The sequence below is a fragment of the Plantibacter sp. 2H11-2 genome (assembly GCF_050031945.1).
Lineage (GTDB): Bacteria > Actinomycetota > Actinomycetes > Actinomycetales > Microbacteriaceae > Plantibacter > Plantibacter auratus.
In genome coordinates, this window is the sequence record NZ_JBNBBL010000001.1 from 653,245 (window position 1) to 678,821 (window position 25,577).

Annotated in this window: 23 protein-coding genes and 1 tRNA gene; 9 read left to right on the forward strand and 15 right to left on the reverse strand. The window is 69.8% G+C overall.

What is annotated here, in order from left to right:
• Positions 1-35: 35 nt before the first annotated feature.
• Positions 36-314: a metal-sensitive transcriptional regulator gene (locus ACQG07_RS03015; RefSeq protein WP_064296530.1), complete on the reverse strand. Its 279-nt coding sequence runs from the start codon at positions 312-314 to the stop codon at positions 36-38.
• Between the two features lie 83 nt (positions 315-397).
• Here ACQG07_RS03015 and ACQG07_RS03020 point away from each other — a divergent pair, with 83 nt between their 5' ends.
• Positions 398-1,675, forward strand: a complete 1,278-nt coding sequence (locus tag ACQG07_RS03020) for a DUF445 domain-containing protein (protein WP_274499592.1) — start codon at positions 398-400, stop codon at positions 1,673-1,675.
• 12 nt (positions 1,676-1,687) lie between these two features.
• Here ACQG07_RS03020 and ACQG07_RS03025 read toward each other — a convergent pair whose 3' ends face one another.
• Entirely contained in the window at positions 1,688-2,794 is a 1,107-nt protein-coding gene (locus ACQG07_RS03025) for a hypothetical protein (protein ID WP_426737107.1), read from the reverse strand.
• Positions 2,795-2,924: 130 nt separating this feature from the next.
• Between ACQG07_RS03025 and ACQG07_RS03030 the strand changes: the two genes are divergently transcribed.
• The 3 genes from ACQG07_RS03030 to ACQG07_RS03040 all read left to right on the forward strand — a co-directional run bounded on the left by ACQG07_RS03030 (position 2,925) and on the right by ACQG07_RS03040 (position 5,586).
• A complete protein-coding gene (locus ACQG07_RS03030; RefSeq protein WP_426737108.1) occupies positions 2,925-4,271 on the forward strand; it encodes an MFS transporter in 1,347 nt (448 codons plus the stop codon).
• Between the two features lie 72 nt (positions 4,272-4,343).
• Complete coding sequence (locus tag ACQG07_RS03035; RefSeq protein WP_426737109.1) at positions 4,344-5,309, forward strand: aldose 1-epimerase family protein; 966 nt, start codon at positions 4,344-4,346, stop codon at positions 5,307-5,309.
• A 25-nt stretch (positions 5,310-5,334) separates the two neighbouring features.
• Positions 5,335-5,586: a response regulator gene (locus ACQG07_RS03040; RefSeq protein WP_079001938.1), complete on the forward strand. Its 252-nt coding sequence runs from the start codon at positions 5,335-5,337 to the stop codon at positions 5,584-5,586.
• 62 nt (positions 5,587-5,648) lie between these two features.
• Here the strand turns inward: ACQG07_RS03040 and ACQG07_RS03045 are convergent, their stop codons facing one another.
• Positions 5,649-7,109 (reverse strand): serine hydrolase domain-containing protein, encoded by a 1,461-nt coding sequence (locus ACQG07_RS03045; RefSeq protein WP_426737110.1) that lies wholly within the window; start codon positions 7,107-7,109, stop codon positions 5,649-5,651.
• A 229-nt stretch (positions 7,110-7,338) separates the two neighbouring features.
• Between ACQG07_RS03045 and ACQG07_RS03050 the strand changes: the two genes are divergently transcribed.
• A complete protein-coding gene (locus tag ACQG07_RS03050; protein WP_426737112.1) occupies positions 7,339-8,802 on the forward strand; it encodes an MFS transporter in 1,464 nt (487 codons plus the stop codon).
• A gap of 13 nt (positions 8,803-8,815) precedes the next feature.
• Here ACQG07_RS03050 and ACQG07_RS03055 read toward each other — a convergent pair whose 3' ends face one another.
• The 8 genes from ACQG07_RS03055 to galU form a co-directional block, all read right to left on the reverse strand.
• A complete protein-coding gene (locus tag ACQG07_RS03055) occupies positions 8,816-9,478 on the reverse strand; it encodes a MurR/RpiR family transcriptional regulator (RefSeq protein ID WP_206428227.1) in 663 nt (220 codons plus the stop codon).
• 185 nt (positions 9,479-9,663) lie between these two features.
• Complete coding sequence (locus ACQG07_RS03060) at positions 9,664-10,839, reverse strand: mechanosensitive ion channel family protein (RefSeq protein WP_086474686.1); 1,176 nt, start codon at positions 10,837-10,839, stop codon at positions 9,664-9,666.
• Between the two features lie 373 nt (positions 10,840-11,212).
• The gene (locus tag ACQG07_RS03065; protein WP_426737113.1) at positions 11,213-12,388 is read right to left on the reverse strand and encodes a N(5)-(carboxyethyl)ornithine synthase; all 1,176 of its coding nucleotides are present in this window, start codon (positions 12,386-12,388) and stop codon (positions 11,213-11,215) included.
• A 125-nt stretch (positions 12,389-12,513) separates the two neighbouring features.
• Positions 12,514-12,590: transfer RNA gene (locus tag ACQG07_RS03070), tRNA-Ala, on the reverse strand.
• A gap of 51 nt (positions 12,591-12,641) precedes the next feature.
• A complete protein-coding gene (locus ACQG07_RS03075; RefSeq protein WP_137242059.1) occupies positions 12,642-13,295 on the reverse strand; it encodes a hypothetical protein in 654 nt (217 codons plus the stop codon).
• A 107-nt stretch (positions 13,296-13,402) separates the two neighbouring features.
• Positions 13,403-14,428: a hypothetical protein gene (locus ACQG07_RS03080; RefSeq protein WP_274499586.1), complete on the reverse strand. Its 1,026-nt coding sequence runs from the start codon at positions 14,426-14,428 to the stop codon at positions 13,403-13,405.
• Between the two features lie 84 nt (positions 14,429-14,512).
• Positions 14,513-15,166 carry a GNAT family N-acetyltransferase gene (locus tag ACQG07_RS03085; RefSeq protein ID WP_086474356.1) on the reverse strand — a complete coding sequence of 218 codons (654 nt, stop codon included), beginning with the start codon at positions 15,164-15,166 and terminating at the stop codon, positions 14,513-14,515.
• A gap of 127 nt (positions 15,167-15,293) precedes the next feature.
• On the reverse strand, positions 15,294-16,187 hold the full coding sequence (galU, locus tag ACQG07_RS03090; protein WP_124768911.1) for a UTP--glucose-1-phosphate uridylyltransferase GalU: 894 nt from the start codon (positions 16,185-16,187) through the stop codon (positions 15,294-15,296).
• Positions 16,188-16,340: 153 nt separating this feature from the next.
• Here galU and ACQG07_RS03095 point away from each other — a divergent pair, with 153 nt between their 5' ends.
• From ACQG07_RS03095 to mscL, 3 genes are read left to right on the forward strand one after another with little or no spacing between them, the layout of a single operon-like run.
• Positions 16,341-16,940, forward strand: coding sequence for a 5-formyltetrahydrofolate cyclo-ligase (locus ACQG07_RS03095; protein ID WP_426737114.1), 600 nt, complete (start codon positions 16,341-16,343; stop codon positions 16,938-16,940).
• A 32-nt stretch (positions 16,941-16,972) separates the two neighbouring features.
• The gene (locus tag ACQG07_RS03100) at positions 16,973-17,314 is read left to right on the forward strand and encodes an FmdB family zinc ribbon protein (protein WP_426737116.1); all 342 of its coding nucleotides are present in this window, start codon (positions 16,973-16,975) and stop codon (positions 17,312-17,314) included.
• Positions 17,315-17,365: 51 nt separating this feature from the next.
• On the forward strand, positions 17,366-17,812 hold the full coding sequence (gene mscL, locus ACQG07_RS03105) for a large conductance mechanosensitive channel protein MscL (RefSeq protein ID WP_274499583.1): 447 nt from the start codon (positions 17,366-17,368) through the stop codon (positions 17,810-17,812).
• 36 nt (positions 17,813-17,848) lie between these two features.
• Here mscL and ACQG07_RS03110 read toward each other — a convergent pair whose 3' ends face one another.
• From ACQG07_RS03110 to ACQG07_RS03120, 3 genes are all read right to left on the reverse strand, one after another.
• Positions 17,849-18,064, reverse strand: coding sequence for a hypothetical protein (locus ACQG07_RS03110; RefSeq protein WP_079705393.1), 216 nt, complete (start codon positions 18,062-18,064; stop codon positions 17,849-17,851).
• Between the two features lie 16 nt (positions 18,065-18,080).
• Entirely contained in the window at positions 18,081-21,782 is a 3,702-nt protein-coding gene (locus tag ACQG07_RS03115) for an AAA family ATPase (protein WP_426737117.1), read from the reverse strand.
• Between the two features lie 135 nt (positions 21,783-21,917).
• Positions 21,918-23,132, reverse strand: a complete 1,215-nt coding sequence (locus tag ACQG07_RS03120; RefSeq protein WP_426737118.1) for an ROK family transcriptional regulator — start codon at positions 23,130-23,132, stop codon at positions 21,918-21,920.
• Between the two features lie 116 nt (positions 23,133-23,248).
• Here ACQG07_RS03120 and ACQG07_RS03125 point away from each other — a divergent pair, with 116 nt between their 5' ends.
• Positions 23,249-24,451 carry a glycosyltransferase family 4 protein gene (locus tag ACQG07_RS03125; RefSeq protein ID WP_426737119.1) on the forward strand — a complete coding sequence of 401 codons (1,203 nt, stop codon included), beginning with the start codon at positions 23,249-23,251 and terminating at the stop codon, positions 24,449-24,451.
• Here the strand turns inward: ACQG07_RS03125 and ACQG07_RS03130 are convergent.
• The gene (locus ACQG07_RS03130) at positions 24,414-25,448 is read right to left on the reverse strand and encodes a Gfo/Idh/MocA family protein (RefSeq protein WP_426737120.1); all 1,035 of its coding nucleotides are present in this window, start codon (positions 25,446-25,448) and stop codon (positions 24,414-24,416) included. The genes ACQG07_RS03125 and ACQG07_RS03130 overlap by 38 nt on opposite strands.
• Positions 25,449-25,577: the final 129 nt, after the last annotated feature.

A 25,577-nucleotide genomic window follows, 5' to 3' on the forward strand; every position in this document is an offset into this window, starting at 1 on the left:
CCGTGCGACGGCTCGGGTCGGCCTGACGGCCCGGCTCAGCCGCGGTTGTTGCTGAGCTCGAAGATCCGCAGGAGCTCGCCGACCGCGGCGTCCTTGCTGTCCCCGCCCTCCTCGAACATCTGCGTGACGTGCGTCAGCAGGTGGTTCTCGACGAGCAGCTTGTTGAGGGACCCCAGCGACTTCTGGATGGCGAGCGACTGCGTGATGATGTCCATGCAGTAGTCCTCGTTCTCGATCATCTTCTCGAGGCCACGCATCTGGCCCTCGAGGATCTTCGTCCGGTGCAGGGCCCGCTTCTTGATGTCTTCGATCACCGGCTCAGGGTACCACCAGGGGGTACGGTGTCCTCCTGCTCCATCGGACCGGAGGACACGGGCGACGAGCCTAGGATGGGCGGATGACGAGCTCCCCCACACTCGAACTCACCGCTGCCGACGCGGACCGCGCGCGAGCCCTGCGCTCGATGAAGCGCCTGGCCACCGGACTGCTCCTCGTCATGGCGGTCATCTTCGCCGTCGCGTTCGCACTCGAGGGACGCTACCCGTGGTTGGCGTACGTCAGGGCCGCTGCGGAAGGCGGCATGGTCGGAGCGCTCGCGGACTGGTTCGCCGTCACCGCCCTCTTCCGGCACCCGCTCGGCATCCCGATCCCCCACACGGCGATCATCCCGAAGCGCAAGGACGAGATCGGCGTCAGCCTCGGCGAGTTCGTGGAGACCAACTTCCTCTCCGAGGAGGTCGTGCGGCAGAAGCTCGCGTCCGTCTCCGTCTCGGAGAAGCTCGGCGGATGGTTGTCCGAGCCCGCGAACGCCGAGCGGGTCACCGCCGAGGGGTCCATCGCGGTGCGGGGTCTGCTGGAGACGCTGTCCGACGACGACGTCCGCGAAGTCATCGAGGCGTTGGCGTCCAAACACCTCATCGACCCGCAGTGGGCCCCGAACATCGGCCGTTGGGTCGAGCACATCGTCGGCGTCGGCGCACATCACGACGCGGTCGACCTCCTCCTCGACCGCACGGGTGAATGGCTGAGCACGAATCCGAAGGCGTTCGAACGCCTGGTCTCGAGCCGTCTGCCGACCTGGGTGCCGTCCTTCGTCGACCGGCTCGTGGACGACAAGCTCTACCGGGAGGCCGTGTCCTTCGTCCAGGCCGTCCGCGCGGACCCCGACCACCAGCTCCGTCATGCCCTCGACGGCTACCTCGGAGAGCTCGCCGAGCAACTGCAGCACGACGACGCGACCATCACCCGCTTCGAGAACGCCAAGCACGAGGTCATCGACAGTCCTCGCGTCCGGGAGGTCGCCGGCAAGACCTGGACGGCCGCGAAGACCGCGTTCCTCGAGGCACTCGACGCCCCCGACAGCGACCTCCGCGTGCGGATCGCCGGCACCATCGCGGACTTCGGCCGGCGACTGTCGACCGACCGGGCGTTCTCCACCCGCGTCGACACCCGCGTCGCGGACGCCCTGTCCTACGTCGTCACCCGCTACCGGCACGACATCGCGAGCATCATCACCGAGACCGTCGAGCGTTGGGACGCCCGGGAGACCACCCAGAAGATCGAGCTGCTCGTGGGACGCGACCTGCAGTTCATCCGCTTGAACGGCACCATCGTCGGCGCGCTCGCCGGCCTCGCGATCTTCACGGTCGCGCAGGCGGTCCTCCGCGCGTTCTGACGACGGGACCGGTCAGCGCTTCGGGAGCAGCTCCACGGAGATGAGGTTCACGACGTCGTTCGCCAGCAGATCGAGCGAGCCCTGGTCCTTGCAGGTGAAGGTGAAGACGACGAGCGTCCCCATCTTCGTGAGGGACCGGACGCCCCAGTAGGTGCGCTCCCCCGTCGCCTGCGTCCACGACAGGACCCGGAACTCGATGAGCCCGCCACCGCTGTTGTAGTTCAGCTGTTCGGTCGTGCCGTCCGCCTTGACGTAGTCGGCCCCGACGTACTTCGATAGATAGGCGTCGCTCGAGCGCTGGTCGTCACCGACCGCGATCTCCTCCGGAGTCAGTGCGATGTTGCCGAGCCGCACCTCACACGAGGTCGAGGCGTTCGTGTAGATGTCGATCCCGTTCGCGTCCTGACCCGCTGCCGCCCACGATGAGTCGAAGTCGTTCGTGAGGTAGGCCGTCCAGTCGGTGGGGACGTCCTGTCCTGCTGCGAAATCGAGATCCGGCGGGATGTTGACGTAGGTCTTGGTCGGCTCGGGCGTCGAGTCCGTCTCCGTGGGCGTGGGAGACGCGGTCTTCGTCGGCGTGGCCGAGCGGGTGGGGCTCGGGTCCGCGACCGGTGCGCCACCCTGCGTGAGCACGAGGGCGACGACGGTGATGATCGCCGCCAACACGAGCGGGACACCGACGGCGAGGGCGATGATGAGCCCCGTCCGCTTGCGCTTCGGGGCGCCGGGAGGCGGCGCCTGCTGGCCGTACCCGGGAGGACCCTGCGGTGGCTGCTGCTGGTACGGGTTCTGCTGCGGCTGATACGGCTGCTGCGGCTGCCCACCGGAGGGGTTCTGCTGCCCGCTATACGGGTTCTGCTGGTACGGGTTCTGCTGCTGTCCGTACGGGTTCTGCTGCTGCGGTCCCTGCCCGTACTGCGGCTGTTGCTGCTGCCCGTACGGGTTCTGCTGCTGCGGTCCCTGCCCGTACTGCGGCTGCCCGCCGTAGGGCTGCTGCTGCTGTCCGTACGGCTGCTGCTGCTGCGGCTGACCGGAGGGGTGCTGCGGCTGCTGACCCGCGGGCCATTGCGTCGGGCGGCCGTCAGGCTGCTGCGGGTCAGGAGGCGGTGCATCGGTCACGGGAGTGGCCTTTCGACGGAACGGCGGGCGGAGCGGGTGAACTGCCCGGCCGCACGCCTGCAGTTCGATGCCGTCAGCCTATCTGCGACGGACCGGCGCCGGTGGGCACATCCTGCACCAGAATGGTGACGTGTCCACCGCCCCCACCACACCCCGCACCCGCAGCGAGCGCCTCGATGCGCTCCCGTTCACCAAGGCCCACGGGCGACTGCTCGTCGGTTCCGGCGTCGGCTGGGCCCTCGACGCCATGGACGTCGGACTCGTGTCCTTCGTGCTCGCCCAGCTCGCCGTGCAGTGGCAGCTCGGGAACACGGAGCTCTCCTGGATCGCCTCAGCCGGGTTCCTCGGCATGGCCATCGGTGCGACGCTCGGCGGGTTGCTCGCCGACCGGGTCGGTCGACGCCACGTCTTCGCGATCACGCTCCTCGTGTTCGGCATCGCGACGGGCGCTTCGGCCCTCGCCTGGGGACTCGGCGTGCTCATCGTGCTGCGGTTCATCGTCGGCCTCGGACTCGGCGCCGAGCTGCCCGTCGCCTCGACCCTCATGAGCGAGTTCGCCCCGCCGCGGATCCGCGGGCGGATCATCGTGTTCCTGGAGGCGTTCTGGGCCGTCGGGTGGATCGCCGCCGCCCTCATCGGCTACCTGGTCGTACCGACGAGCGACGACGGGTGGCGCTGGGCGCTCGCCATCGGTGCATTGCCCGCGGTCTACGCGGCCATCGTGCGGACGCGTCTCCCGGAGTCGGTGCGGTTCCTCGAGTCGCGTGGGCGCCACCGCGAGGCAGAAGCCGTCGTCCGCCAGTTCGAGGCATCGGCCGGTTTCGCCCACCAGGAGGCCGCCGGTGAGACCACCACCGACACCACCGTGAGCGCCGGCCTCTCCGCCGGTGAGCGCCTCCGTGGGCTGTGGGTGCCCACGCACCGCCGCGACACCGGATCGCTGTGGATCGTGTGGTTCTGCGTCAACTTCTCCTACTACGGCGCGTTCATCTGGATCCCGACGATCCTCGTCGCCTCCGGGTTCTCCCTCGTCCGGTCCTTCGGTTTCACCCTCATCATCACCCTGGCCCAGATCCCGGGCTACGCGGTCTCAGCCTGGTTGATCGAGGCCTGGGGCCGGAAGCAGACCCTCGCGACCTTCCTGGCGGGCTCCGCGGTGTCGGCGGTCCTGTTCGGCACGGCGACGACCGAACCGATGATCATCGTGTTCGGGATGTGCCTGTCCTTCTGCAACCTCGGCGCCTGGGGCGCGCTGTACGCGACGACCCCGGAACTGTATCCGACAGCGCTCCGTGCGACGGGGGCGGGGTGGGCCGCCGGTATCGGTCGCATCGCCTCGATCATCGCCCCGCTGTCGGTCCCGGTGCTCCTCCTCGCAGGGCAGGCACTGCTCTTCTCCGTGTTCGCCGCCTTCTTCGTCGTCGCCGCGGTCGCCGCACTGTTCCTCTCGGACATGCGCGGCCGCTCCCTCGACTGAGCCGCGTCCCACCGCCCGACCCGCACCGCCAGTCGGCCGGGTCGGTCGGCGTCGATGCGACAGAATGGGGCCGTGATCGAATCCACCAGCGCCGTGTCCCCGTCCGCCTCCGTCGACCGACGTCCGATCTCGGGACGTCGTGTCGATCTCGAGCACGGTGCGTACACCGCGTCGATCGCCTCGGTCGGTGCCTCACTGCGGTTCCTGCGACACGACGGCCGGGACCTCGTCGTCCCGTTCGACGCCGAGGAGGTCCGTCCGGCGTTCCGTGGCGCCATGCTCGCCCCGTGGCCCAACCGCGTCGTCGACGGCCGGTACACCTTCGCGGGCGTCGACTACCAGCTCGCACTCACGGAACCCGCTCGCGGTCACGCCCTCCACGGGCTCGCCGCCTGGTCGGAGTGGGACCTCGTGTCGTCGAGCGCGGCGTCGGCGGCGTTCCGCGTGGTCATCGAGGCACAGGAGGGCTATCCGTTCCGCGTCCAGGTCACCGCGACCTACACGCTCGACGACGACGGACTCCGCACCGACGTCGAGGCGCTGAACCTCGGCGACGTCGACGCGCCCTACGGCACGGGACCGCACCCGTACCTCGTTGCGGGTGAGGGCCGTGTCGACGACTGGACGCTCGAACTGCCCGCTGCCGAGGTGCTCACCGTCACGCCGGACCGGCTCAGCCCGGTCTCGCTGGAGCCGGTCGACACGGAGGCGACGGAGCACTTCGACTTCCGGTCACCCCGGGCCATCGGCGACACCTTCGTCGACCACGCGTACACGGCGCTCGATCGCGACGTCGACGGCCGGGTCACGGTGCGCGTGACGACGCCATCCGGCAGCGGCGTCGCCATGCACTGGGGTGACGGTCTGCCCTGGGTCCAGGTGCACACGGCCGATCAGCCCGTCGCGGAGCTGAACCGACTGGGGCTCGCCGTCGAACCGATGACCTGCCCACCCGACGCCTTCTCGACCGGGACCGACCTCGTCGTCCTGGCTCCCAATACACCACACCGGGTGTCCTGGACCATCGCAGCACTCTGACAGTCGTCGGGGCTAGGCTGGCGACATGTCACAGACTCTTGCGAAACTCACCGGCGGCCCGCTCGACAGCGAGATCATCCCGCTCGAAGACGGTCAGGACGGCGAGCTCGTCCTGCCCTACGGCGAAGGCCAGCTCATCTACCGTCCCGTCGGCGAAGCGACGAACACCGGTGACCACGACGGCCCGACGACGACCGACTACGAATACGTCGAGTCGACGGAGGACATCTCCCCGACGAACCGCAACGGCAACGGCGACGACGACTCGATCGGCTGAACCGAGCCACACCGTTCCACCTGAACGCCGGTAGCTGAGCCTCAGCTGCCGGCGTTCGGCGTTCACTCGCCCTGGTCGTCGACCGTCACCGTGAAGGTCTGGACCCGGAGCGGAAGCACGGGTGTCATCCGGACCTCCAGGCGGAGGCGCCCCTCGGTCCCCTCGACGAACCAGACCAGGTGGTCCGGCGAATCGCAGATCGGAGTCGCGCGCCCTGAAGCCACCTCGGCGATGCCACCGACGGCGGCGACAGCGGCGTCGACCGCCTCGCGTCGCTCGTCCAGTGGCCGGTCGAGGGCGACGTTCTCGGCGAACAGCGAGGCGGCGACGCGGTCGTCCCAGTGCGACAGCAGCCCGGTCGCGGTCATGGACGCCACAAGCGTCTCCGGCCAGGGGCGGATCGCCGGTTCCGGCAGCTCACCGGTGGTCTGGGCGCCGGCGATCGCCAGCCGCAGGGCCTGTTCGGCGGGCTTCGCCACGGCGGCGTAGCCGGCGTTCTCGAAGGCGACGACGCCGAAGCCCGATGTCGGGTGCCACCGCATGTGGGCGCTGTAACCGGGGTAGCCGCCCGAGTGCGAGACGAGCGTCCCGAGGTCGGCGTCCTCTTCGACGAAGAGGCCGAAGCCGTAGCCGAGCGCGAGTCTCGGCGGCACGCCGTCGAGGGTGGGCCGCGACAGAGCCAGCCGGTGCAGCTGCTGCATCTCGCGGCGGCTGGCGCTCGACAGTGGTCCGGTCTCGTCCCCGGTCCAGGCGCCGTCGAGCCAGCGCACCCATCCGATCAGGGTGGAGGCCGAGGCGAAGAGTCCGCCGATCGAGGAGAAGACCCCGGGGCCGGAGAACGGGACCTCGACGAATCGGCCGTCTTCATCGACGGCCCGTTCGCGGCGGACACGATGACCGGTCGCCGTGACCGCCCCGTCGCCCTCGGGTCGCTCGAACACGGCGCCGAGTCCGAGCGGCTCCAGCAGGAGCGAGGTCACCGCGTCGATGTAGGAGCCACCGGTCACACGCTCGATGACCTGCCCGAGCAACGCGTAGCCGAGGTTCGAGTAGGAGAACGCCGTCCCGGGTGTCGTGACGCATCGGACGCCGCGCACGAGCAGCCGCCGGAACTCGTCCACGGTGATCGACTCCTGGCGGTCACCCCAGGGATCGTCCGTTCCGAGCCCACCCGACATCGTCAGGAGCATACGCACGGTCGGCCGGACGGCGATCCCGTCAGGGAGCACCGGCGCGAACTCCGGCACGAACCCGTCCACTGGCGCGTCCAGGTCGAGGCGGCCGGCGTCGCGGAGGATGAGGAGCACGGCCGCGGTGAAACTCTTCGTGCAGGAGGCGATGCGGAACAGCGTGTCGGCGTCGGGCACCGGACCGCCCACGGCGACCCCGCCGAACCCCTGCTCGAACCGGACCCGCTCGCGGTCGAACACGGCGACGTACGACCCCGGGGCGACGCCGGAGGTGATCCGGTCCTGGAAGACCCGCGTGATGTCCGTCTCGGTGCTGTCCTCGACCAGGTGCATGTCGCCTCCTCCTCGACGGCCCTCGGCAGCCGTCCGCGATCTCGTCGCGCTTCGAGCGTACGACCATTCCGCGCCACCGGGCGCCATCGCACGGGGTGCCGGGCGTAGGGTGCTCCTCCGCCAGGACGAAGTCAAGGGGCACCGATCAGCGACGTCCGATGCCCGCCGCGGGAGTAGCGTCATCTCCCGGATCGACCGTCGACGGGACGGCCGTGGAAGGAGTCATTCCATGTCGAACACGTCGACCTCCGGGCTACCTGCCCCGGTGCGGAGCCTCGTCCCCGCCAGGATGGACCGATTGCCGTGGACCCGGTTCCACTGGATGATCGTCGTCGGTCTCGGCTTCTCATGGGTGCTGGACGGCCTCGAGATCCAGATCGTCGCCTCCGCCGGATTCCAGAAGTCGCTGGGGCTGTCGGCGGCGGAGGTCGGCCTCCTCGGGACGATCTACCTGCTCGGCCAGGTGACGGGTGCCCTCGTCTTCGGCCGCATGGCGGACCGCCTCGGCCGCAAGAAGCTCTTCATCCTGACCCTCGCGATCTACCTCGTCGCGAGCGGCATCGCCGGCCTGTCCCCCACGTTCTGGTTCCTCGCCATCTTCCGGTTCTTCGCCGGCATGGGCATCGGCGGCGAGTACGCGGCGATCAACTCGGCCATCGACGAGCTCATCCCGTCGAAGTACCGCGGGCACGTCGACATCGCCATCAACGGCACCTACTGGGGTGGCGCCGCCCTCGGATCGGCGGCGAACCTGTTCCTGCTGAACACCGACTACTTCGCCGAGGACGTCGGCTGGCGCATCGGGTTCTTCATCGGGCCGGTCCTCGGTCTCGCCATCATCTTCCTGCGCCGCCACATCCCCGAGAGTCCGCGGTGGCTCATGACGCACGGTCGGGAACAGGAGGCGGAGGCCACGGTCGACGACATCGAGGCCACCGTCCGCAAGCAGGGCGGGACGATCGACCCGGTCGACGAGTCGAAGGCGCTCACGGTCCAGGCCCAGGGCCACATCCCGATCCGGACCATCTTCGGCGTCCTCTTCTCGAAGTACCCGAAGCGCACCTTCGTCGGCCTCGCGATGATGATCACCCAGTCATTCCTATACAACGCGATCTTCTTCACCTACGCGCTCGTGCTGCAGAACTTCTACGGCACGAGCCCCTCGTCGACGCAGTACTACTTCTTCCCCTTCGCGATCGGCAACCTGCTCGGCCCACTCCTCCTCGGCAGGCTGTTCGACACCTGGGGTCGTCGCCAGATGATCTTCCTCACCTACGGGGTCTCCGGGGCGGTGCTGGCCGTGTCGGCGGTGCTCTTCAACGCCGGTGCGCTCGACGCGACGACCCAGACGATCTTCTGGTGCGTCTCGTTCTTCTTCGCCTCCGCCGGTGCGTCAAGCGCCTACCTGACCGTGAGCGAGATCTTCCCGCTCGAGCTCCGCAGCCAGGTGATCGGCTACTTCTTCGCGATCGGACAGATCGCGGGTTCGGTCGCGCCCCTGCTCTACGGGATCCTGATCGGCGACGGCACCGACCGCGGGCCGCTCACCGTGGGCTACTTCGTGGGTGCCGGCGTGATGGTCCTCGGCGGGTTGATCGCCCTCATCTTCGGCGTCGACGCCGCGCGGAAGTCCCTCGAGGACATCACGGAACCCCTGTCGATCGTGCGCGAGGGGAAGGGCTCGGGAAGCTGATCCCGGTCCGCGCTCAGTGCTCGTCGGAGACGTAGACCCCGAGCGTCTCGGCGAGGCGCTCCCGCTCCACCGCCCGACGTCCGGCGCCCTTGGCGCTGGCCGTCGTGAGCGTGGCGAGGATGTGCAGGGTGAGCGCGATCCCGATCGAGGAACTCGGGTGGCCGTCCTCGGCACGGCCGAGCACGATCGTCTCGTCGGCGTACGGGGTCAGCGGGGCGTCCGGCGCGTCCGTGATGAGTACGAGGCTGCCTCCCGCCTCGGCGAATGGGACGACGGAGTCGATCGTGTACTTCCGGTACCGCTGCAGCGACACGGCGATCATGACGTCGCTCGTGCGCACGTCGCTCAGGACGTCGAGGGGACGCACGATGGTGCCGTCGATGAGCGTGACGTTCGCGAGGCCGTAGCTGAGGTCCGCGGCGAGGAGGGACGCGTAGGTGAACGACTTCGACGCCCCGATGAGGAAGCGTCGCCGGGCGGAGACGATGAGGGCCGCTGCGCGTTCGAGGGCGCCGTCCGCCTTGGCCGAGGCGAGGGACTCCTCGAACTGCTTGCGTTCCTGCTCGAGGAGTCGGTGCTTCAGCACGGACGCGGAGCGTCGTTCGAGACGCTGCTCCGGGCGTTCGCCGGGGACGGCGGTGTCCTCATCGGTGAGGAAGAGGGTGTCGTCGTTCACGCGCGGTCTCCTTCGCATGCCGTTGCCGGGGTTCGGGCCGGCGCCGTCCGTTCGTGTCGGCAGCAACACCGACGGCCCGCCGGCAGGTCACCCGGCGAGGTTCCCTTGATGGTAGCGACGGGAAGCGCATACAGGATCGCCGGAACGACAACGATTCGGTGCACACGCGTCCGGTCGTGCGACGGTCAGCGTTCGGGCTCGTCGTCCAGGTCGGGCAGGGTGATCGAGGACGTGAAGAGGCTCGCGCGCTGTTCGGCCTCGGCGCTGCCGCTGAACAGCCCGACGGGCTCGGTGACCGGCCCGCCGCGCTTCGGCACCGGACGAGGCTCCTGCTCGACCATCTGCACCCGGTTGCGCGGGATCGCCGACGGGTTCTGCGCGAGGATCCACTCGACCATCTGCTCGCGCACGAGGCATCGGAGGTCGAAGAGGGTCGGTGCGTCCACCGCGGTGACGAGGATGCGGATGCGCACGTAGCCGCCGACGGCGTCCGTGACCTGCAGGACCTGCGCCCGGCCGTCCCAGAGGTCGGTGCGGTCGAGGATGCGCTCCAGCTCGGTCCGCATGACCGCAGGGCTCACCCACCAGTCGAGGTCGAACTCGACCGACCCGAGCAGCTCGCTCGTGTTCCGCGTCCAGTTCTGGAAGGGCGTGGAGGTGAAGTAGGTGGACGGGAGCACCATGCGGCGATCGTCCCAGATGCCGACGACGACGTAGGTGAGGGTGATCTCCTCGATCCGGCCCCACTCCCCCTCGACGATGACGACGTCGTCGACCCGGATCGCATCGCTGAAGGCGAGCTGGATCCCGGCGAACACGTTCCCGAGGACGGACTGCGCCGCGAGGCCGGCGACGATGCTCACGACACCGGCGGAGGCCAGCACGCTCGCCCCGACGCCCTGGACGCCGGGGAACGTCAGGAGGATCGACGCGACACCGACGATGACGACGACCGCGATCGCCAGGCGACGGACGAGCGCGAGCTGCGTCTGCATGCGGCGGGCGACCTTGTTGTTCGGGACGTCGATGCGGTACCGGGCCTGGCCGAGCCCGATGACGAAGGCGAGCAGCGCGGCGACCAGCCACGTCGCTGCGGCGATGACGGCGATCCGGAAGGTCTGGTCGATGAACCCACGGGCGGTCTCATCGGGAAGCGTCGCCGCCACCGCCGGCCACACGGCGACCAGGATCACGAGGGCCCGGAAGGGGTGCCTGGCACTCCCGGCGAGCGCACCCGGCCAGTCGCTCCGCCGCGCCGCCATCCGGAAGGAGACCGACACGATCACGATGACGACGAGCGCTGCGATCAGCGCTATCCCGGCTGCTGCGGCGACACCCCACCAGCTCTGCCATACGAACATCCTTGCCTCCTCGAGCCGGTCGTGCACTAGGTGTTCCTCCGCCGACCGATACCGTACGGCGCAAGCGTCCAGCGTAGGGGCGGGTGCATGCCATGCTCGACCGCTTGCGCGGCCTGCCACGAACCTCTCAGGCCGAGTTCACGTGGCTGGCGCGTCCCACGTGGACCGAGCGAACCTCCCCATTCACCGAGGTGGCACGGCCCGGGCTGCCCTTCGACAGGCTCAGGGACCGAGACATGGCGGGCGAACCTCTTCCGGGTCACTGAGCCCGTCGAAGTGCCCACGAGAGGCCTCCCGGGTGAGGGCGCCTCCGTCAGCCGTTCAACGACAGGCCCGCCGCGGCCCACTGCTTGAGTGGACTGCCAAGAACCGATCAGCCCAGCATGACCTCGTGCGGGTACTCGGCCGACCGGTGCTGGAACTCGGTGACCGCCGGGTTGAGGATGACGCCGTCCTGGATCTCGACGGCCCGCTGGACGGTCAGGCTGTCGGCCCAGGCGGCCGGTCCGGCCAGGACGGTGGGCAGGAACGGCAGCAACGCCTCGCTGTTCTCCCAGCTGGACGAGTTCCACAGGAGCGACGGACTGTGGTCGACCGCGTAGTAGTTGATCTCCCCGCGCCCGACGGTGAACATCGGGTCGTCGAACCCGGTGGTACGCGCCCATTCAAAGGCCATGCCCTCGTCGCAGGAGACGTCCACGATGAGGCTCCCGGGCCGGAACGCGCCGAGATCGTCCTCACGGAGGTAGAGCAGTGGTGCGTTGGGGTCCTGCAGCGTGCAGTTGACGACGATGTCGCTCTCGGCCAGGAAGGGTGCGAGCGGGACGCGGCCCTCGTCGGTGATGACCTCGCTGAGGTACGGGCCGTCGTCGTGGTCGAACTGGATCATGCGGGCGGAATGGATGGGCGCCGCGACCGCCGCGACCCGGCGGTTGGTGAGCACGCGCACGTCGTGGATCCCATGGGCGTTGAGCGCGGTCACGGCACCTCGGGCGGTCGCGCCGAACCCGATGACCACGGCGGTCAGGCGACGGCCGTAGCTGCCGGTGGAGCCGCAGAGTTCCAACGCGTGGATCACCGAGCTGTAGCCGGCGAGCTCGTTGTTCTTGTGGAAGACGTGCAACCCGAAACTGCCGTCGGCGGCCCAATGGTTCATCGCCTCGAAGGCGATCAGCGTGAGTCGTTTGTCGATCGCGAGCTGCGTCAGCGCGGTGTCCTGGACGCAGTGCGGCCAGCCCCAGAGCGTCTGCCCGTCGCGGAGCTCCTGCACGTCCTCGAGCTGCGGTTTCGGCAGGAGGACGACGTCCGCCTGCGCGATGACCTCGGCTCGCGTCGCGAACGAGCGGACGTAGGGCGCGATCTCCTCGTCGGAGACGCCGAACCGGGCACCATAGCCGTGCTCCACGACGATCCGAGACCGGAACTCCTCCGGGATGCGCTCGAAGTGCGCCGGGTGGATCGGCACGCGTCGTTCGTCGGGTTTCAGCGAGGTGCCGATCACCCCGAGGACGGCGTCGTGCTGCAGGGTCGGTTCGGATGCTGCTGGCATGACTGCTCGTCCCGTTCACGGGAACCGAAGCGGCGCCGTGCCCCTGACCGTACAGGACGCGGGCGCTGCCGACGCCCGGAAACGCGACAACCCCGCACCGTGAGGTGCGGGGTTGTCGTTGCAGCTGGTGGACCCAAGGGGATTCGAACCCCTGACCCCCTCGATGCGAACGAGGTGCGCTACCGGACTGCGCCATGGGCCCAACTACTCGTCCAGGCTAGCAGAACCGGCGAGCCGTTTCGAACCGGCCGCGCTAGTCCTCGTAGGGGTTCGGGCCGTCGTCGACCGGCATGCTGCCGTCCTTCGGATTGGCGGCGATGAGGGCAGCGAGGTCGAGATCGCGGAACCAGCGGAGCCGCTGGCTCCGGGCACGCCGATAGTGCTCGTCGACGACCGGCTCGTCGAGGACCCGGTCGAGCTTCGCCTGGATGGCGCGCTCCAGGTCACCCCACGCACGCTCACGAGCGGATTCCGCGATCGCCGCAACGAACTCCTCGTCCTTGCTCACCCGACGGAGTTCGGCGGCGAGCCCCGAGTACACCTCGCGGCGACGGGACAGGGCGCTCAGGTCGCCTGCACGGTAGTCGTGCTGGTGGCGAGCACTCCCCCGCCGCTGGAACGCCGTCTGGCGCGCCTCCCGCGCGAGGTCGGCGTACTCCTCCTGCTCGTCCGCCATGCGTCCCAGCTCACGCCGGACGGCCGCCTGCGTCGCCTCGGCGTCGTAGGAGGCACCGTCGCGGAGTGCTCGCTCGATGATCCAGTTCGTGACCTCGACCACGGTCCAGGACCGCGCGATGAGGAGGCCTTCCTCGACCGCGTGCTCGACCGGCGGCGGAGCCACCTCAGGGGGCGCGACGTAGGGCTTCATCGGCTTCCGCCGGCTCTTCCGCCACACGCCCATGGTCACCTTTCGCGTTCCAGGGCGTCGACGAGAACCGAGCGACGAACCCCCTCGACGAGTCTATCCGTCGCCGGTGACCGGTTCATGAACGACCGGACGGGCGCGGTCGGGACTCAGCCCGCGGCGCGGCGACGCTGCAACAGTGTGGAGCCGCCGGCGGCGATCTCGCCCTCGTCGATGACACCCATCGAGGCGAAACGACTCGGGGCCGGCTGCGGGTCGACGCGCTCGGGCTGCGGAGCGGCGACGGGCTCCGGACGACGGACGATCGTCGGTACGACCGGCGCGAGACGCTCGGCGCGGGAGGCGATGGCCTCTTGCATGGCCGCCTGGCGCAGGCGATCGTAGGCGTCGGCCTTCGCCAGCTCGGCGGCAGCCGACGAACCCTCGGAGAGGTGGAGCGGCTTCGGGATGGACGTCGGGGTCCACGTCTGCGCCTGCGACGCCGCCTTGACGGGCTCGTTGTACTCGAAGAGCGCCGACTCGACACGCCTGGTGGTGACAGCGACCGCCGGTACCGGCGCGACGGCACGGTGGGCGATGCGTGACATCCGGGAGAGCGCAGAGAGAGCGAGCAGACCGACGACCGTGGACGAGATACCGAGGACGAGACCGCCACCCGCGAGGAACGCGGTCACGCCGGAGCAGAACCCGATGATGGATGCGACCAACACGGTGGTCGCGAGCAGTCTGGAGCGACGACGGCTTCGCGCGAGCTTCGCCGCTCGGGCGTTGCGCTGCACGGCACGGGCTGCGGCAGCGGCCGCACGACGAGCATCCTCCGCGGCACGGGCGGCGGCTTCGGCCTGCACGGCCCTGGCCTCCTCCTCGCGGCGGATCCGGTCGGCTTCGGCGAGTTCGACGCGCGCCGCGGCCTCGGCCGTCGCCTTCGTCCTGGCCTCGAGCTGCTTGAGGAGCTTGCGCTGCGCGGCGACCTCACGCGACGTCGCCTCGAGCCGGACGGCTTCCGGGACCTCAGCCGTTTCGGCGAGCACACGGAGCGTCTGCTGCAGCCGGATCGCGTTGCGCTCGCTGGCGGAGAACTGACTGTCACGCACCCACGACGGCACCAGGTACACCAGCCACAGCATCGCTGCGACCAGAATGATCACCCCACCGCTCAGGAATCCGCCGTCCATGTCCCTGACCGTAGCGGGTGCAACGACCGGAGACGGGCAGTCGTCGGGTGTGTCCCCGGATAGAGGGGGAAAACGGCTACCGCGTCAGCGGGTGGGGAACGGCGACGCGGCCGCGAGACGGTCGGCCTCGGGGATCACGCACGCGTCCTTCGGGACCTGGCCGTCCAACCACCGGTTCAGGACGCCGCCCGGGACTTCTTCGCGGACGAGGCCGAAACAGAAGTGGTCACGCCAGTCGCCGTCGATGTGGATGAAGCGGCGCCGCAGTCCCTCGTACCGGAACCCGAGCTTCTCGACGACCCGCAGGCTCGGAGCGTTCTCGGGCCGGATGCAGATCTCGAGACGATGGAGCTGCAGGGCGGTGAAGCAGTGGTCGGTGGCCAGGGCGGTCGCGATCGGTGTGGCACCGAGACCCGCGAACCGCTGGGAGACCCAGTAGCCGATCGACGCCGAGGCCAGCGATCCGTAGGTGATGCCGGAGACGTTGAGCTGGCCGGCGAACTCCCCGTCGACCTCGATGACGAACGGGAGGCCTGCGCCCGAGCGTGCGTGGTTCTGCAGCGACCGGATCGCTGCACGGCTGTCGGCGGGGACCGGGCCGTAGGGGCTCGTCGCCTCCCAGCGGCGCAACCAGGCTCGGTTCTCCGCGAGCTCGCGCTCGAGCGGCCTCGCGTCACGGACCTTGATCGGCCGGATGCTCACTCGCCCACTGCTCAGAACGGGTACGACCTGCGCCACCGTGCCACCCCTCTCGCGTTCTGTGGTGAGCCTAGTGGAGCGCTCACCGATGCATCGTCGTCGACAGCATCGCGCCCCGAGATCCGCAGCTGCGGACCCGGGGCGCGTCGTGTGTCGTCGGGTGGACTCAGTCCAGGTTCCCGGCGAAGCCCTTGAGCCACGGACGCAGCTCGGGACCGAGGTCCTCGCGGTCGACGGCGAGCTGCACGATCGCCTTGATGTAGTCGAGGCGGTCGCCCGTGTCGTAACGACGGCCGCGGAAGATGACGCCGTAGACGCCACCCGTGCCTTCGACGTCGGCGGCCATCTCCTGGAGCGCGTCGGTCAGCTGGATCTCGCCACCCTTGCCCGGCTCGGTGCGCTCGAGGATCTCGAACACCTCGGGCTTCAGCACGTAGCGGCCGATGATGGCAAGGTTGGACGGGGCGTCCTCCTTCGCGGGCTTCTCGACGAGCCCGGTCACCCGGACGACGTCGGGGTCGTCGGTGGCCTCGACGGCTGCTGCACCGTACATGTGGATCGAATCGGGGTCGACCTCCATGAGAGCGATGATCGTCGCGTTGCGCTTGTCCTGCTCGTCGAGCATGCGCTCGAGGAGGACGTCGCGGGCGTCGATGAGGTCGTCGCCGAGGAGCACGGCGAAGGGCTCGTGGCCGACGTGGCGCTTGGCCCGCAGGACGGCGTGGCCGAGGCCCTTCGGGTCTCCCTGGCGCAGGAAGTGGATGTCGGCGAGCTCACTCGACTCGTTGACCTTCTCGAGGCGCTGGGTGTCGCCCTTCTTCGCGAGGTTGAGCTCGAGCTCGGTCACGCGGTCGAAGTGGTTGGCGAGGGCGTTCTTGTTGCGGCCGATGATCATGAGCACATCGGCGAGCCCGGCGCTGACGGCCTCCTCGACGACGTACTGGATGGCCGGCTTGTCGACGACGGGGAGCATCTCCTTCGGCAGGGCCTTCGTCGCCGGAAGGAACCGGGTGCCGAGACCTGCTGCGGGGATGACTGCTTTGGTAACACGAGTGGTCATGAGGGAAAACCTATCGTGTGGAGTCGGTGAAGTGGCCGAATACCCCCTCGATCGAAGGTGAAATCCCCTGAACCCCTGGACGAGGCGGCGGATGTCGGGTAGGACGTCGGGCAACGAGCCGGGCGCGACGATGAGCCGTTTAGAATGGGTCGCATGACGAGCCCCGCCGAACACGAGAAACGAGCGCTGCGCGCCGAGCTCCGTGAGCGGCGGGAGCTGCTCACCTCCCTGGAGAAGGAGCGCTCGACCACCGGCCTGACGGACAACCTCCGAGCCCTCGTCTCCCGCTTCGGCGCGAGCTCCATCGCCTGCTACCTCTCCTCCCCGAGCGAGCCCGACACCCGTCCCTTCCTCCAGTGGGCGCAGGAGGCGGGCATCCGCATCCTGTTCCCCATCACCCGCACCGACGGGCTCCTCGACTGGACGATCGGCGAGGAAGGCATCGAGACGGTGGGCTTCGCCGGCACCCCCGAGGTCGTGGGTACCACCCTCGGTCCCATCGCGATCAACGACGTCGATCTCATCCTCGTCCCCGCGGCGGCCGTCGACGCCCACGGCATGCGCATGGGCTGGGGTCGCGGGTACTTCGACAAGACGCTCGGCTCGATGGAGCGCTGCCCTCCCGTCTACGCCGTGCTGTACGACACGGAGATCCTCGACGAGGTCCCGAGCGAGGTCCACGACGAGCCCGTCGGAGGCGCCGTGACCCCCAGCCGCATCCTCGACTTCGACCAGGTCAGACCGCGCCGCTGAGCGCGCCGACCCACCACATCCCAGGAGACCCCGTGCCCACCTACGCCTACCGCTGCACCGAATGCGGCAACGCCTTCGATGTCCAGCAGTCCTTCACCGACGACTCGCTCACCGAGTGCCCGGCGTGCTCCGGCAAACTGCGCAAGCTCTTCAGCGCCGTCGGCGTGACCTTCAACGGCTCCGGCTTCTACCGGACGGACTCCCGCGCCGGTGCCGGCAAGGGCTCGAGCTCGATTCCGGCCTCCTCGAAGTCCTCGGAAGGGTCGTCGAGCTCGTCCTCCTCCGACACCAAGGGCGGATCCTCCTCCTCGGGCGGCTCCTCGAACTCCGGCTCCAGCGCCACACCGGCCTCCGCCGGGAGCAGTGCGTCCTGAGCCGGTAGCGTAGCCAGGGTCCGAACCACGCCGATCCCCCAGGGAGACCCCATGCTCAAAGGCTTCAAGGAGTTCATCCTCCGCGGAAACGTGATCGACCTGGCCGTGGCCGTCGTGATCGGCGCCGCGTTCACCGCCATCGTCAACTCGCTCGTCGAGAACATCTTCAACCCGCTGCTCGGGGCACTCTTCAAGGCGGAGAGCCTGAAGGACGCCTTCATCGTCCCGATCCCGACCCTCGACGGGAAGACGGCCGATCTGCAGTTCGGTGCGTTCCTCGGTGCCGCGATCCAGTTCGTGCTGGTCGCCGCCGTCGTCTACTTCGTCATCGTGCTGCCGATGAACCACTTCAAGCGCATCACGACGAAGCCGACGATCGCCGACGAGGCCGCAGCACCGAGCGAGCTGTCGCTCCTCACCGAGATCCGCGACGTGCTGAAGACGGGCACGAGCGCTCCGCTGCCGCCCGCACGCGACGACACGACCGACGGCCGCTAGTCCGGCTCGTCCAGCAGCACCGACGTCCCGTCCCGCTCACCAGTGGGGCGGGACGTTGCGTTGCAGCTCGTCGTCGTTGCCACCGCCGCCGGCGGGTTTGGCGGTGCCGCCCCAGGCGGCGTCGGTGTCCTCCGCCGCCTTGACGGGATCGGCCGGCAGCTGCGGCGCGGGATCCGTTCCGGGAGCACCGGGGCGGATCGCCCGCCTCGATCCTCGGGGGCGGACGATCCGTGGCTCCTGATCGTCCTGCATGATCAGTGTCCGACCATCAGTGGCGCGGGACCTGCACGGCGATCGGCGCGGTGTCGAGGTGCTCGGTCGTGTTGAGACCGAGCACACCGGCCACACGCTGCGCGACCGCCTCGGCATCGGCGAAGAGGTCGAAGCTGTGCACGCGGACGTAGTGCCAGCCGAGGCGGCGCAGGACGTCGGGGCGGAGCCGCAGCGATTCACGGAGGCTCGCGTCACCCAGTTCCTCGTCGCACTCGACGACCACGGCTCGGCCACCCCACGAGGCGACCAGGGCGAGCTTGCCGCGGTAGCCCATGTCGACCCGCATCCCGAGCGTCTCGAGGCGCGTCGCGAGGTCGACGAGCATCGGCTCGGCCTCGTGCGTCGCCTGATCCTCGGAGGCGCGGCGCGACGTGTCCGTGAGGATGCGTGCGAGCGCGAGGATGCCGTGCTGGATCCGGTTCTGGTCGAGGTCCTCGGGGCGGACACACGAGACGATCACCATGGACCGCCGCGCGCGCGTCATACCGACCGCGAGCAGCCGGTCGCCGCCGGGCTGACCCAGCGCGCCGAAGTCGGACAGGACCCGCCCGTGCGGCGTCAGGCCGTACCCGATCGAGAAGATGACACGGTCGCGGCTCTCGGCCACGGACTGCTCGAGCGTCAGCACGGTGAACGGTTCCGCCCGCTCGCGGAGGAGGAAGTCGGAGAGGTCGGCCCGACGGGAGAACGCTGCGAGGACCGCCTGCTGGACCCGGACCGCGTGCTTGTCGCTCGCGGTCACGACCATCAGGGATTCCTTCGGACGGTTCGAGGCGTGCTCGAGGACGAGTTCCACCACTCGTTCGACCTCGACGTCGACACTCTCCACCGCTCCGGTGACCGGGTCGGGCATGCCGAGCCCGCCGGGCACGTAATCGAGGCTCAGGCTGCCGTGGCCCAGGAACGAACCCGCCCACGGCAGGGAATCGATCTGGCCACCGTAGAACCGCTCGTTGACGAGTTCTGCGAGGTCTTCGCCTCCCGCGCGGTAGGAGCGCGTGAGCATGAGGGTCGGCAGGACGGAGCTCAGCTGTTCGAGCGCCGACTCGCGGTGCAGTTCGGCGATGTCGGCGTGCTGCTCGGGGGTCGCCTCCTGATCCGTCAGACGGATCTCGAAGGGCGACGGACTCTGCGTGACGGGGTCACCGAAGGCGACGACCTGACGCGCACGACGGATGGCGTCCACGTTCTCGGCGAGGAGCGTCGCCCCCGCGTCGACGAGGAAGACGGCGTCGAAGGACGCGCTCTCGGGGATGCGCGGCACCTCGTACGGCGAGACGAGCCAGACCGGCGCGAGGACACGGGACAACGTGGGGGCCGCCTGCTCGAGCTCGGCCGCTCGGAGCGGTCGATCGCGCTTGAGGAGCGAACGGAGCGCCATGCCCTCGGTGGCGTGGTCGACAAGACCGATCTTCCAGGTGTCGGCCAGCAGCGAGGCGAGGAGCTGCCCGGAGGCGGAGGCGTGCGCCTCGTCCACCAGCCGGAAGTCGGACTCCAGACGTTCGACGACGCTCGTGTTCGCGCCGAGCAGGCCGCGGTCCTCGGTGAGCACGAGTTCGAGCATCGACTGCCACCAGGCGAGTTCGAGCTCGTCGGCGAGGCGCGTCCGAGGCACGTGCCGCTGGGACAGGTCGATGATGAGCTCGCCGAGACCCTGCTCGCGCAGGCCGGCGAGGATCGCGGTGCGCTCCTGGAGGTTGTGGAGGACCTCGGACTCGGCGGCGAGCTCGGAGATCGTGCGGACGAGACTCGGGATCGCGAGGCGTCCGAGGCGGTCGGGAGTGTCGGCGATACCGAGCGGCTGGTCGACCAGCTCGAGCTTCGCGGCGACCGTCTGGTACGCCTGCTCGACGTCCGCGATGCCGAGCGGCACCTCGGGCGGCGCGCCGGTCGTCACGTAGCGCTGCCACAGGGTGCGCTGCTGCTGGATCCGACGGAGGGCGGCGTTCATGTCGGGCACGTGTGCGCCGGGCCGCAGGTACTCCTTGGCCAGGGCTTTGAGTCGCCGGCGGCTCGTCGACGACATCGCGGCGGAGTCCTTCCGCGGGCTCGTCGCGACGATCAGGTCGGCGAGCGACCGGTCGAAGACGTCGGGCTGGAAGCGGTCGAGCGTCTCCCGGATGTCCGCGAGGAGTCGCAGGTAGATGCCCAGCTCGTCGATGGACTCGAACGGCCGCATCTGCGTCTGCCCGATGAGCCCGTACGCGCGCTCCAGGAGCTGCGGCAGGTCCTTACGGTGCAGCCGCTTGGCGAGGTCGTGGGTCTCCTGGGCTTCCGCGGTCGTGTCGAACGACGCGCCGTACCAGGGCGAGTCGCCCGGACCGTAGCGGAACTCGCCGAGGGCGGCCGCGCCTTCGAGCGCCTCCGCCGCGCGGGAGCGGCCCGCGGCGAGCCCGACGAGCGTCTGGCGGTCGAGCCGGACCAGGGTTCCCGGAGGGTGCGGCAGTTTGGAGAGCTTCGAGAGTGCTTCGAGCGCTTCGATGACCGAGACCCGCAGGTCCGGGTCCTTCGCCTGCAGCGAGGTGCGGTAGTCGATGAGGACCCGACGCAGCCGGACGAGCGCGTCGTCGACCTCGCCGACCTGCGGCGGGATCGCGCGCTCGTTGCGCGTGATCGCCTGGATGAGGTCGCGGCGGAGGGTCGACGGTGAGGCGCACAGGCCCGGCAGACCGACCTTGGTCAGGCGGTGGCGGATGCCCTCGAGCGTGGAGCGGCGGGGGCTGACGACGAGGACGCGCTTGTGCTGCGACGCGAGCACGCCGATCGCGTTCACGATCGTCTGCGTGCCGCCCGTGCCCGGAAGCGTCGTGACGACGAGCGAGTTGCCGGCACCGATCTGCGCGATGACGTTCTCCTGCTCGACGTCCGCGTCGAGCAGGAGGGTGTCGGTCGACGGCGGGCGGTCGTCCTGGCCCGGCGCGTCGACGGGCGTGAAGCTGCTGCGCACGAGACCGACGGCACCCTCGTCGCCGGCGACGGCGTCGAGGATCGGGTGGTCGAGCTTGGCGGCGTCGTCGAGCAGGGAGTGACCGACGGCGGCGAACGAGGAGACGAGCAGACGCGGCTGGACGGTGAACCACTCGAGCCCGGCGGCGAGCGAGCGGAGGCGGTCGATGACGGGCTGCGGCTTAAAGACCCCGCCCGATTCACTCAGCGCGACGAACTCGTCGGGATCGAGGACGATGCCGAACTGCTCGCGGAGGGCGCGGACGAGCTCCGGGTTCGCGGTCGTGGCGCCGCGCAGCTTGACCTCGTAGTCGCGACCGTACCGGCGGATGGCCAGCGGCCGGAGCAGGACCGGCGCGCTGAAGTCCTCACCCTGATGCGTCCACTGGGCGAGGCCGACGGCGAGGTGGACGGCGTCGATGCCGCGGACGGTGGAGAGCTCGATGCCCTTCGTCGTGATGCGGTCGGCGGCGCGCTTCGCACCGCGGAGCGCGATCTCGTCGCGGATGAGGTTCGACAGCAGCGTCGACTTGCCCGAGATGAACTGGGGCAGACCACCGGGATGCGTCGAGCTGAGCTCCACCCGGGTCGTCGGTGCGTCCACGAAGTGGAGCAGCGGCGAGGGGCCGCCGACCGTGCTGAGCTGCTGACGCCAGGCGTGCAGCGCCGTGTCGACCACGCCTGCCGATGCCGCCACGGGACCCTCGCGGAGTTGCGCCTCCGCTGCTTCCCGTTCGACTCCGGACGTCACGTCGCCGTCATCCCGTCTCTTCTCTAGCCGCCACACACTTGCACCATACGTGCCCGGTAGTGGAAACACCGGGAAGCGGTGCGGTTTTTCGCCGAGTCCGCCGAGGAAATGTGCGACGCGCGCGTCGTCCGAGGGTCAGGAGACGCCGAGGAGGCCGGAGAGCACCATCACCGCGGTGCCGCGCAGGACGATGTCGGCGCCCTGCTCGCTCATCCGGATCTGCACGCCGCCGTGGAACTCGGTCATCGTGCGCGCCCGCACGGTCTCGATCGCCGCGTCGAGGAGCACGCCGGCGAGCAACTCCTCCGGGCCGCTTACCACGATCTCCGAGAGGTTCAGCGCACCGACGATCGCGGCGAGCGAGACACCGAGGCGCTCCCCTGCCGCGCGCAGGATCTCCTCGCGACGCTGCTCGACCTCCGCGGCGGGAAGATCGCTCGCCTCGGCCGCCGCGAGGAGCTCGCGCAGGTGCGGCACGGCCAGCCAGGCCTCGAGACACCCCCGCTTCCCGCAGGCGCACAGCGGCCCGCCGTCGGTACCGACGACCACGTGGCCGATCTCGCCGGCGGCGAACCGGCTCCCGAAGAGCGGATGGCCGCCCACGAGCAGCCCCGCCCCGACGCCGTTCCCGACGCTCACGAGCATGAGGTCGCCGTCCGCCCCGCCGAAGCTGTACTCCGCGAGCACCGCGGCGTTGGCGTCGTTCGCGACGAGGACCGGCACCTGGGCGACCTGCTCGATCGCCCCCTGGAGGTCGACGTCGATCCAGCCGAGGTTCGGGGCGCTCCGGACCGTGCCGGTCATGTCGACGACGCCGGGCGAACCGACCCCGATGCCCAGCACCTCGACCGTCGCCTCCTCGACGAGGTCTGCGGCGAGCGCGACGGCCTTCGCGATCGCGTCCGCCCCCGTGGCGCCGTCGAGCGGTACCTCGAGCATCGTCACGACCTCGCCGTCGAGGGTCAGCACAGCACCTCTGAACACCTCGGTGTCGGAGAGGTCGAGGCCGACGATCTGGAACTCGTCGCGGTTGATGTCGATGAGCGTGGCGGGCTTGCCCGGGCGAGAGGTCTCGCGGAGGCCGACCTCGACGATGAGGTTGTCCGCGATGAGCGAGGCGACGAGGTCGGAGATGCTCACCCGGGTCAGGCCGGTGGCGCGGGCGATGTCGGCCCGACTCATGGCACCGCTGGCGAAGAGGGTCTGGAGGACGAGCGCCCGGTTATGACCACGGGCGTGCTCCGGCAGGACCTTCGCGTTCGGCCGCAGCCGCCGCGCCGGGGTGTACGAGAAGGATTCGATCCGCTCCGACGCGATCCCGCCGCCGCTTCCGAATCCACCAGCACTCATGCGATAAGTAAAGCAGGCTGCGCCTCATCGTGCGGCACCGCGATGTCACCCGATGGTCACCGACACGTCGCCCGCCGGGCACCGCTGCGACCCGTACGACGCGGAGCATCATGGGTGTGAGGATCGCAATCGTGACCGAGTCGTTCCTGCCGCAGATGAACGGCGTCACCCACTCCCTGCTCCGCATCATGGAGCACTTCGCGGACCGAGGGGACGAGGTGCTCGTCATCGCCCCCGGCGCCGGAGCCTCGACGCCACGGCTCCACGAGGGCTTCCGGGTGGACGGCGTCCCGTCGATCCCGCTCCCCCGCTACCGGAACGTGCGGGTCGCCGCCGGCGGAGTCGGCCGGATCACCGAGCTCCTCCGCGGCTTCCGCCCCGACGTGGTGCACCTGGCCTCGCCGTTCGTCCTCGGCTGGCGCGGTGTCCAGGCCGCCGAGCGCTTGGGCGTCCCGACCGTCGCCGTGTACCAGACCGACATCCCGGCCTACGCCGGACGGTACGGGTTCCCAGTCGCCGAAGCGTTGCTGTGGCAGCACGTCGAGCGCCTCCACGGCCGGTCGACGCTCACGCTCGCGCCGTCACGGCAGTCGATCGCTCAGCTGGAGGCGCACGCCATCCCGCGGGTCCGCCTGTGGGTGCGCGGCGTCGACGCCGTGCGGTTCTCCCCGGAGCGGCGCAGCGAAGCCTGGCGTCGTTCCGTCGCTCCCGGCGGCGAACGGATCGTGGGCTACGTCGGTCGGCTCGCGGCCGAGAAGCAGGTCGAGGACCTCGCGGTGCTCGGTGGGCTCCCGGGCGTCAAGCTCGTCATCGTCGGCGAGGGGCCACTGCGTGCCTCACTCGAACAGCGGCTGCCGAACGCGGTCTTCACCGGATTCCTGGGCGGCGAGGAGCTGGCGGTCGCGATGGCGGGACTGGACGTGTTCGTCCACCCCGGCGAGTCGGAGACCTTCTGCCAGACCATCCAGGAGGCGATGGCCTCTGGCGTACCCGTCGTCGCGACCGGTCGAGGTGGGCCGGTCGACCTCGTGGACTCCAGCCGCACCGGGTGGCTCTACGAACCCGGCAGGCTCGACCAGCTGCGCGGGTTCGTCCAGGACCTCGTGGGCGACGAGGTGAAGCGGGCGGCGTTCGGTGCCGCGGCTCGGGCAGGCGTCCTGCCGCGCAGCTGGAAGAGCGTCAGCAGCGCGCTGATCGGGCACTACAGTGACGCCATCGAGTTGCACGAGGGCGCTCGGGCACGGCGGAGCGGTCTCGACCCGCGTGTTCAGATGCCTCGGGTCACTCGCCCGGGTACCGGACGCCGATCTGGCGCCTGACCTCGTCGAGGGTCTCCATGATCGCGACCGTCTCGGCGAGCGGCATGATGTCACCGGAGAGGCGGCCCTCGGAGGCGAGCCGTTCGAGCTCCCACGCCTGGAAGTGCATGCCGCGGCCGTCCACCTCGGAACGGTAGGTCTCCACGACCTCGCCGTCGGTGCCGAACACCCGGAAGGTCGTCGCCGTGTACCAGACGCGGTCGAACTCGATCCAGCCGTCGGTCCCGACGATGGCCGCGCGGTTCGGGCCGACGGTGTTGCTCGCCGACAGGGTGTTCGCCACCTGGCCGTCCGCGTAGCCGAAGAGGGTCGCGACCTGCATGTCCGCCCCCGTGTCGCGGAGCGCGGCCGTGGCCTGGATCGTCGTCGGGGTCCCGAAGACGGACGACGCGAAGGAGGCCGGGTACACGCCGAGGTCGAGCAGCGCGCCGCCGCCCAGCTCGAGGTTGTTCATGCGGTGCTCCGGGTCGTCCGAGAGCAGTTGGGTGTGATCGGCGACGAGGCTGCGCGGCTGCCCGATGACGCCCTCGGCGAGCAGCTCGCGGAGCCGGACCATGTGCGGGAGGAACCGGGTCCACATCGCCTCGAGGACGACCAGGCCGCGCTCCGCGGCGAGCGCCACGACCGCCTGCGCCTCGGCGGCGTTGAGGGTGAAGGGCTTCTCGATGAGGACGTGCTTCCCGGCGTCGAGCGCCAGCACCGCCTGCTCGGCGTGGAACGGGTGCGGGGTCGCGATGTAGATCACGTCGACCTCGGGGTCGGCGGCGAGTGCCTCGTACCCCACGTGGACGTTCGGGATGTCGAACTCTGCGGCGAACGCGGCGGCGGTCTCGGCGGATCGCGAGGCGACGGCCCGGACGTCGAAGCCGTGCCGTCGGAGATCGGCGGTGAAGCTCTTCGCGACGCCGGCGGGGCCGAGGATGCCCCATCGCAAGCCGGTGGACGGGCCTGCCGCGGGGGTTCCCGTTCCGGTCCGGTCGATGTCCTGCTCCGTCATGGCTCTCCTTCGATGCGCGTTCCAGCAGCCTACTGGAGGGCCTTCGGCGCTCGGGATTTCGGGGGTAGCCCTGCTCGGGCTCGCGGCGCCTCGCCGTAGGCTGAGGGTTCGACCGAGCCACGCCGACCG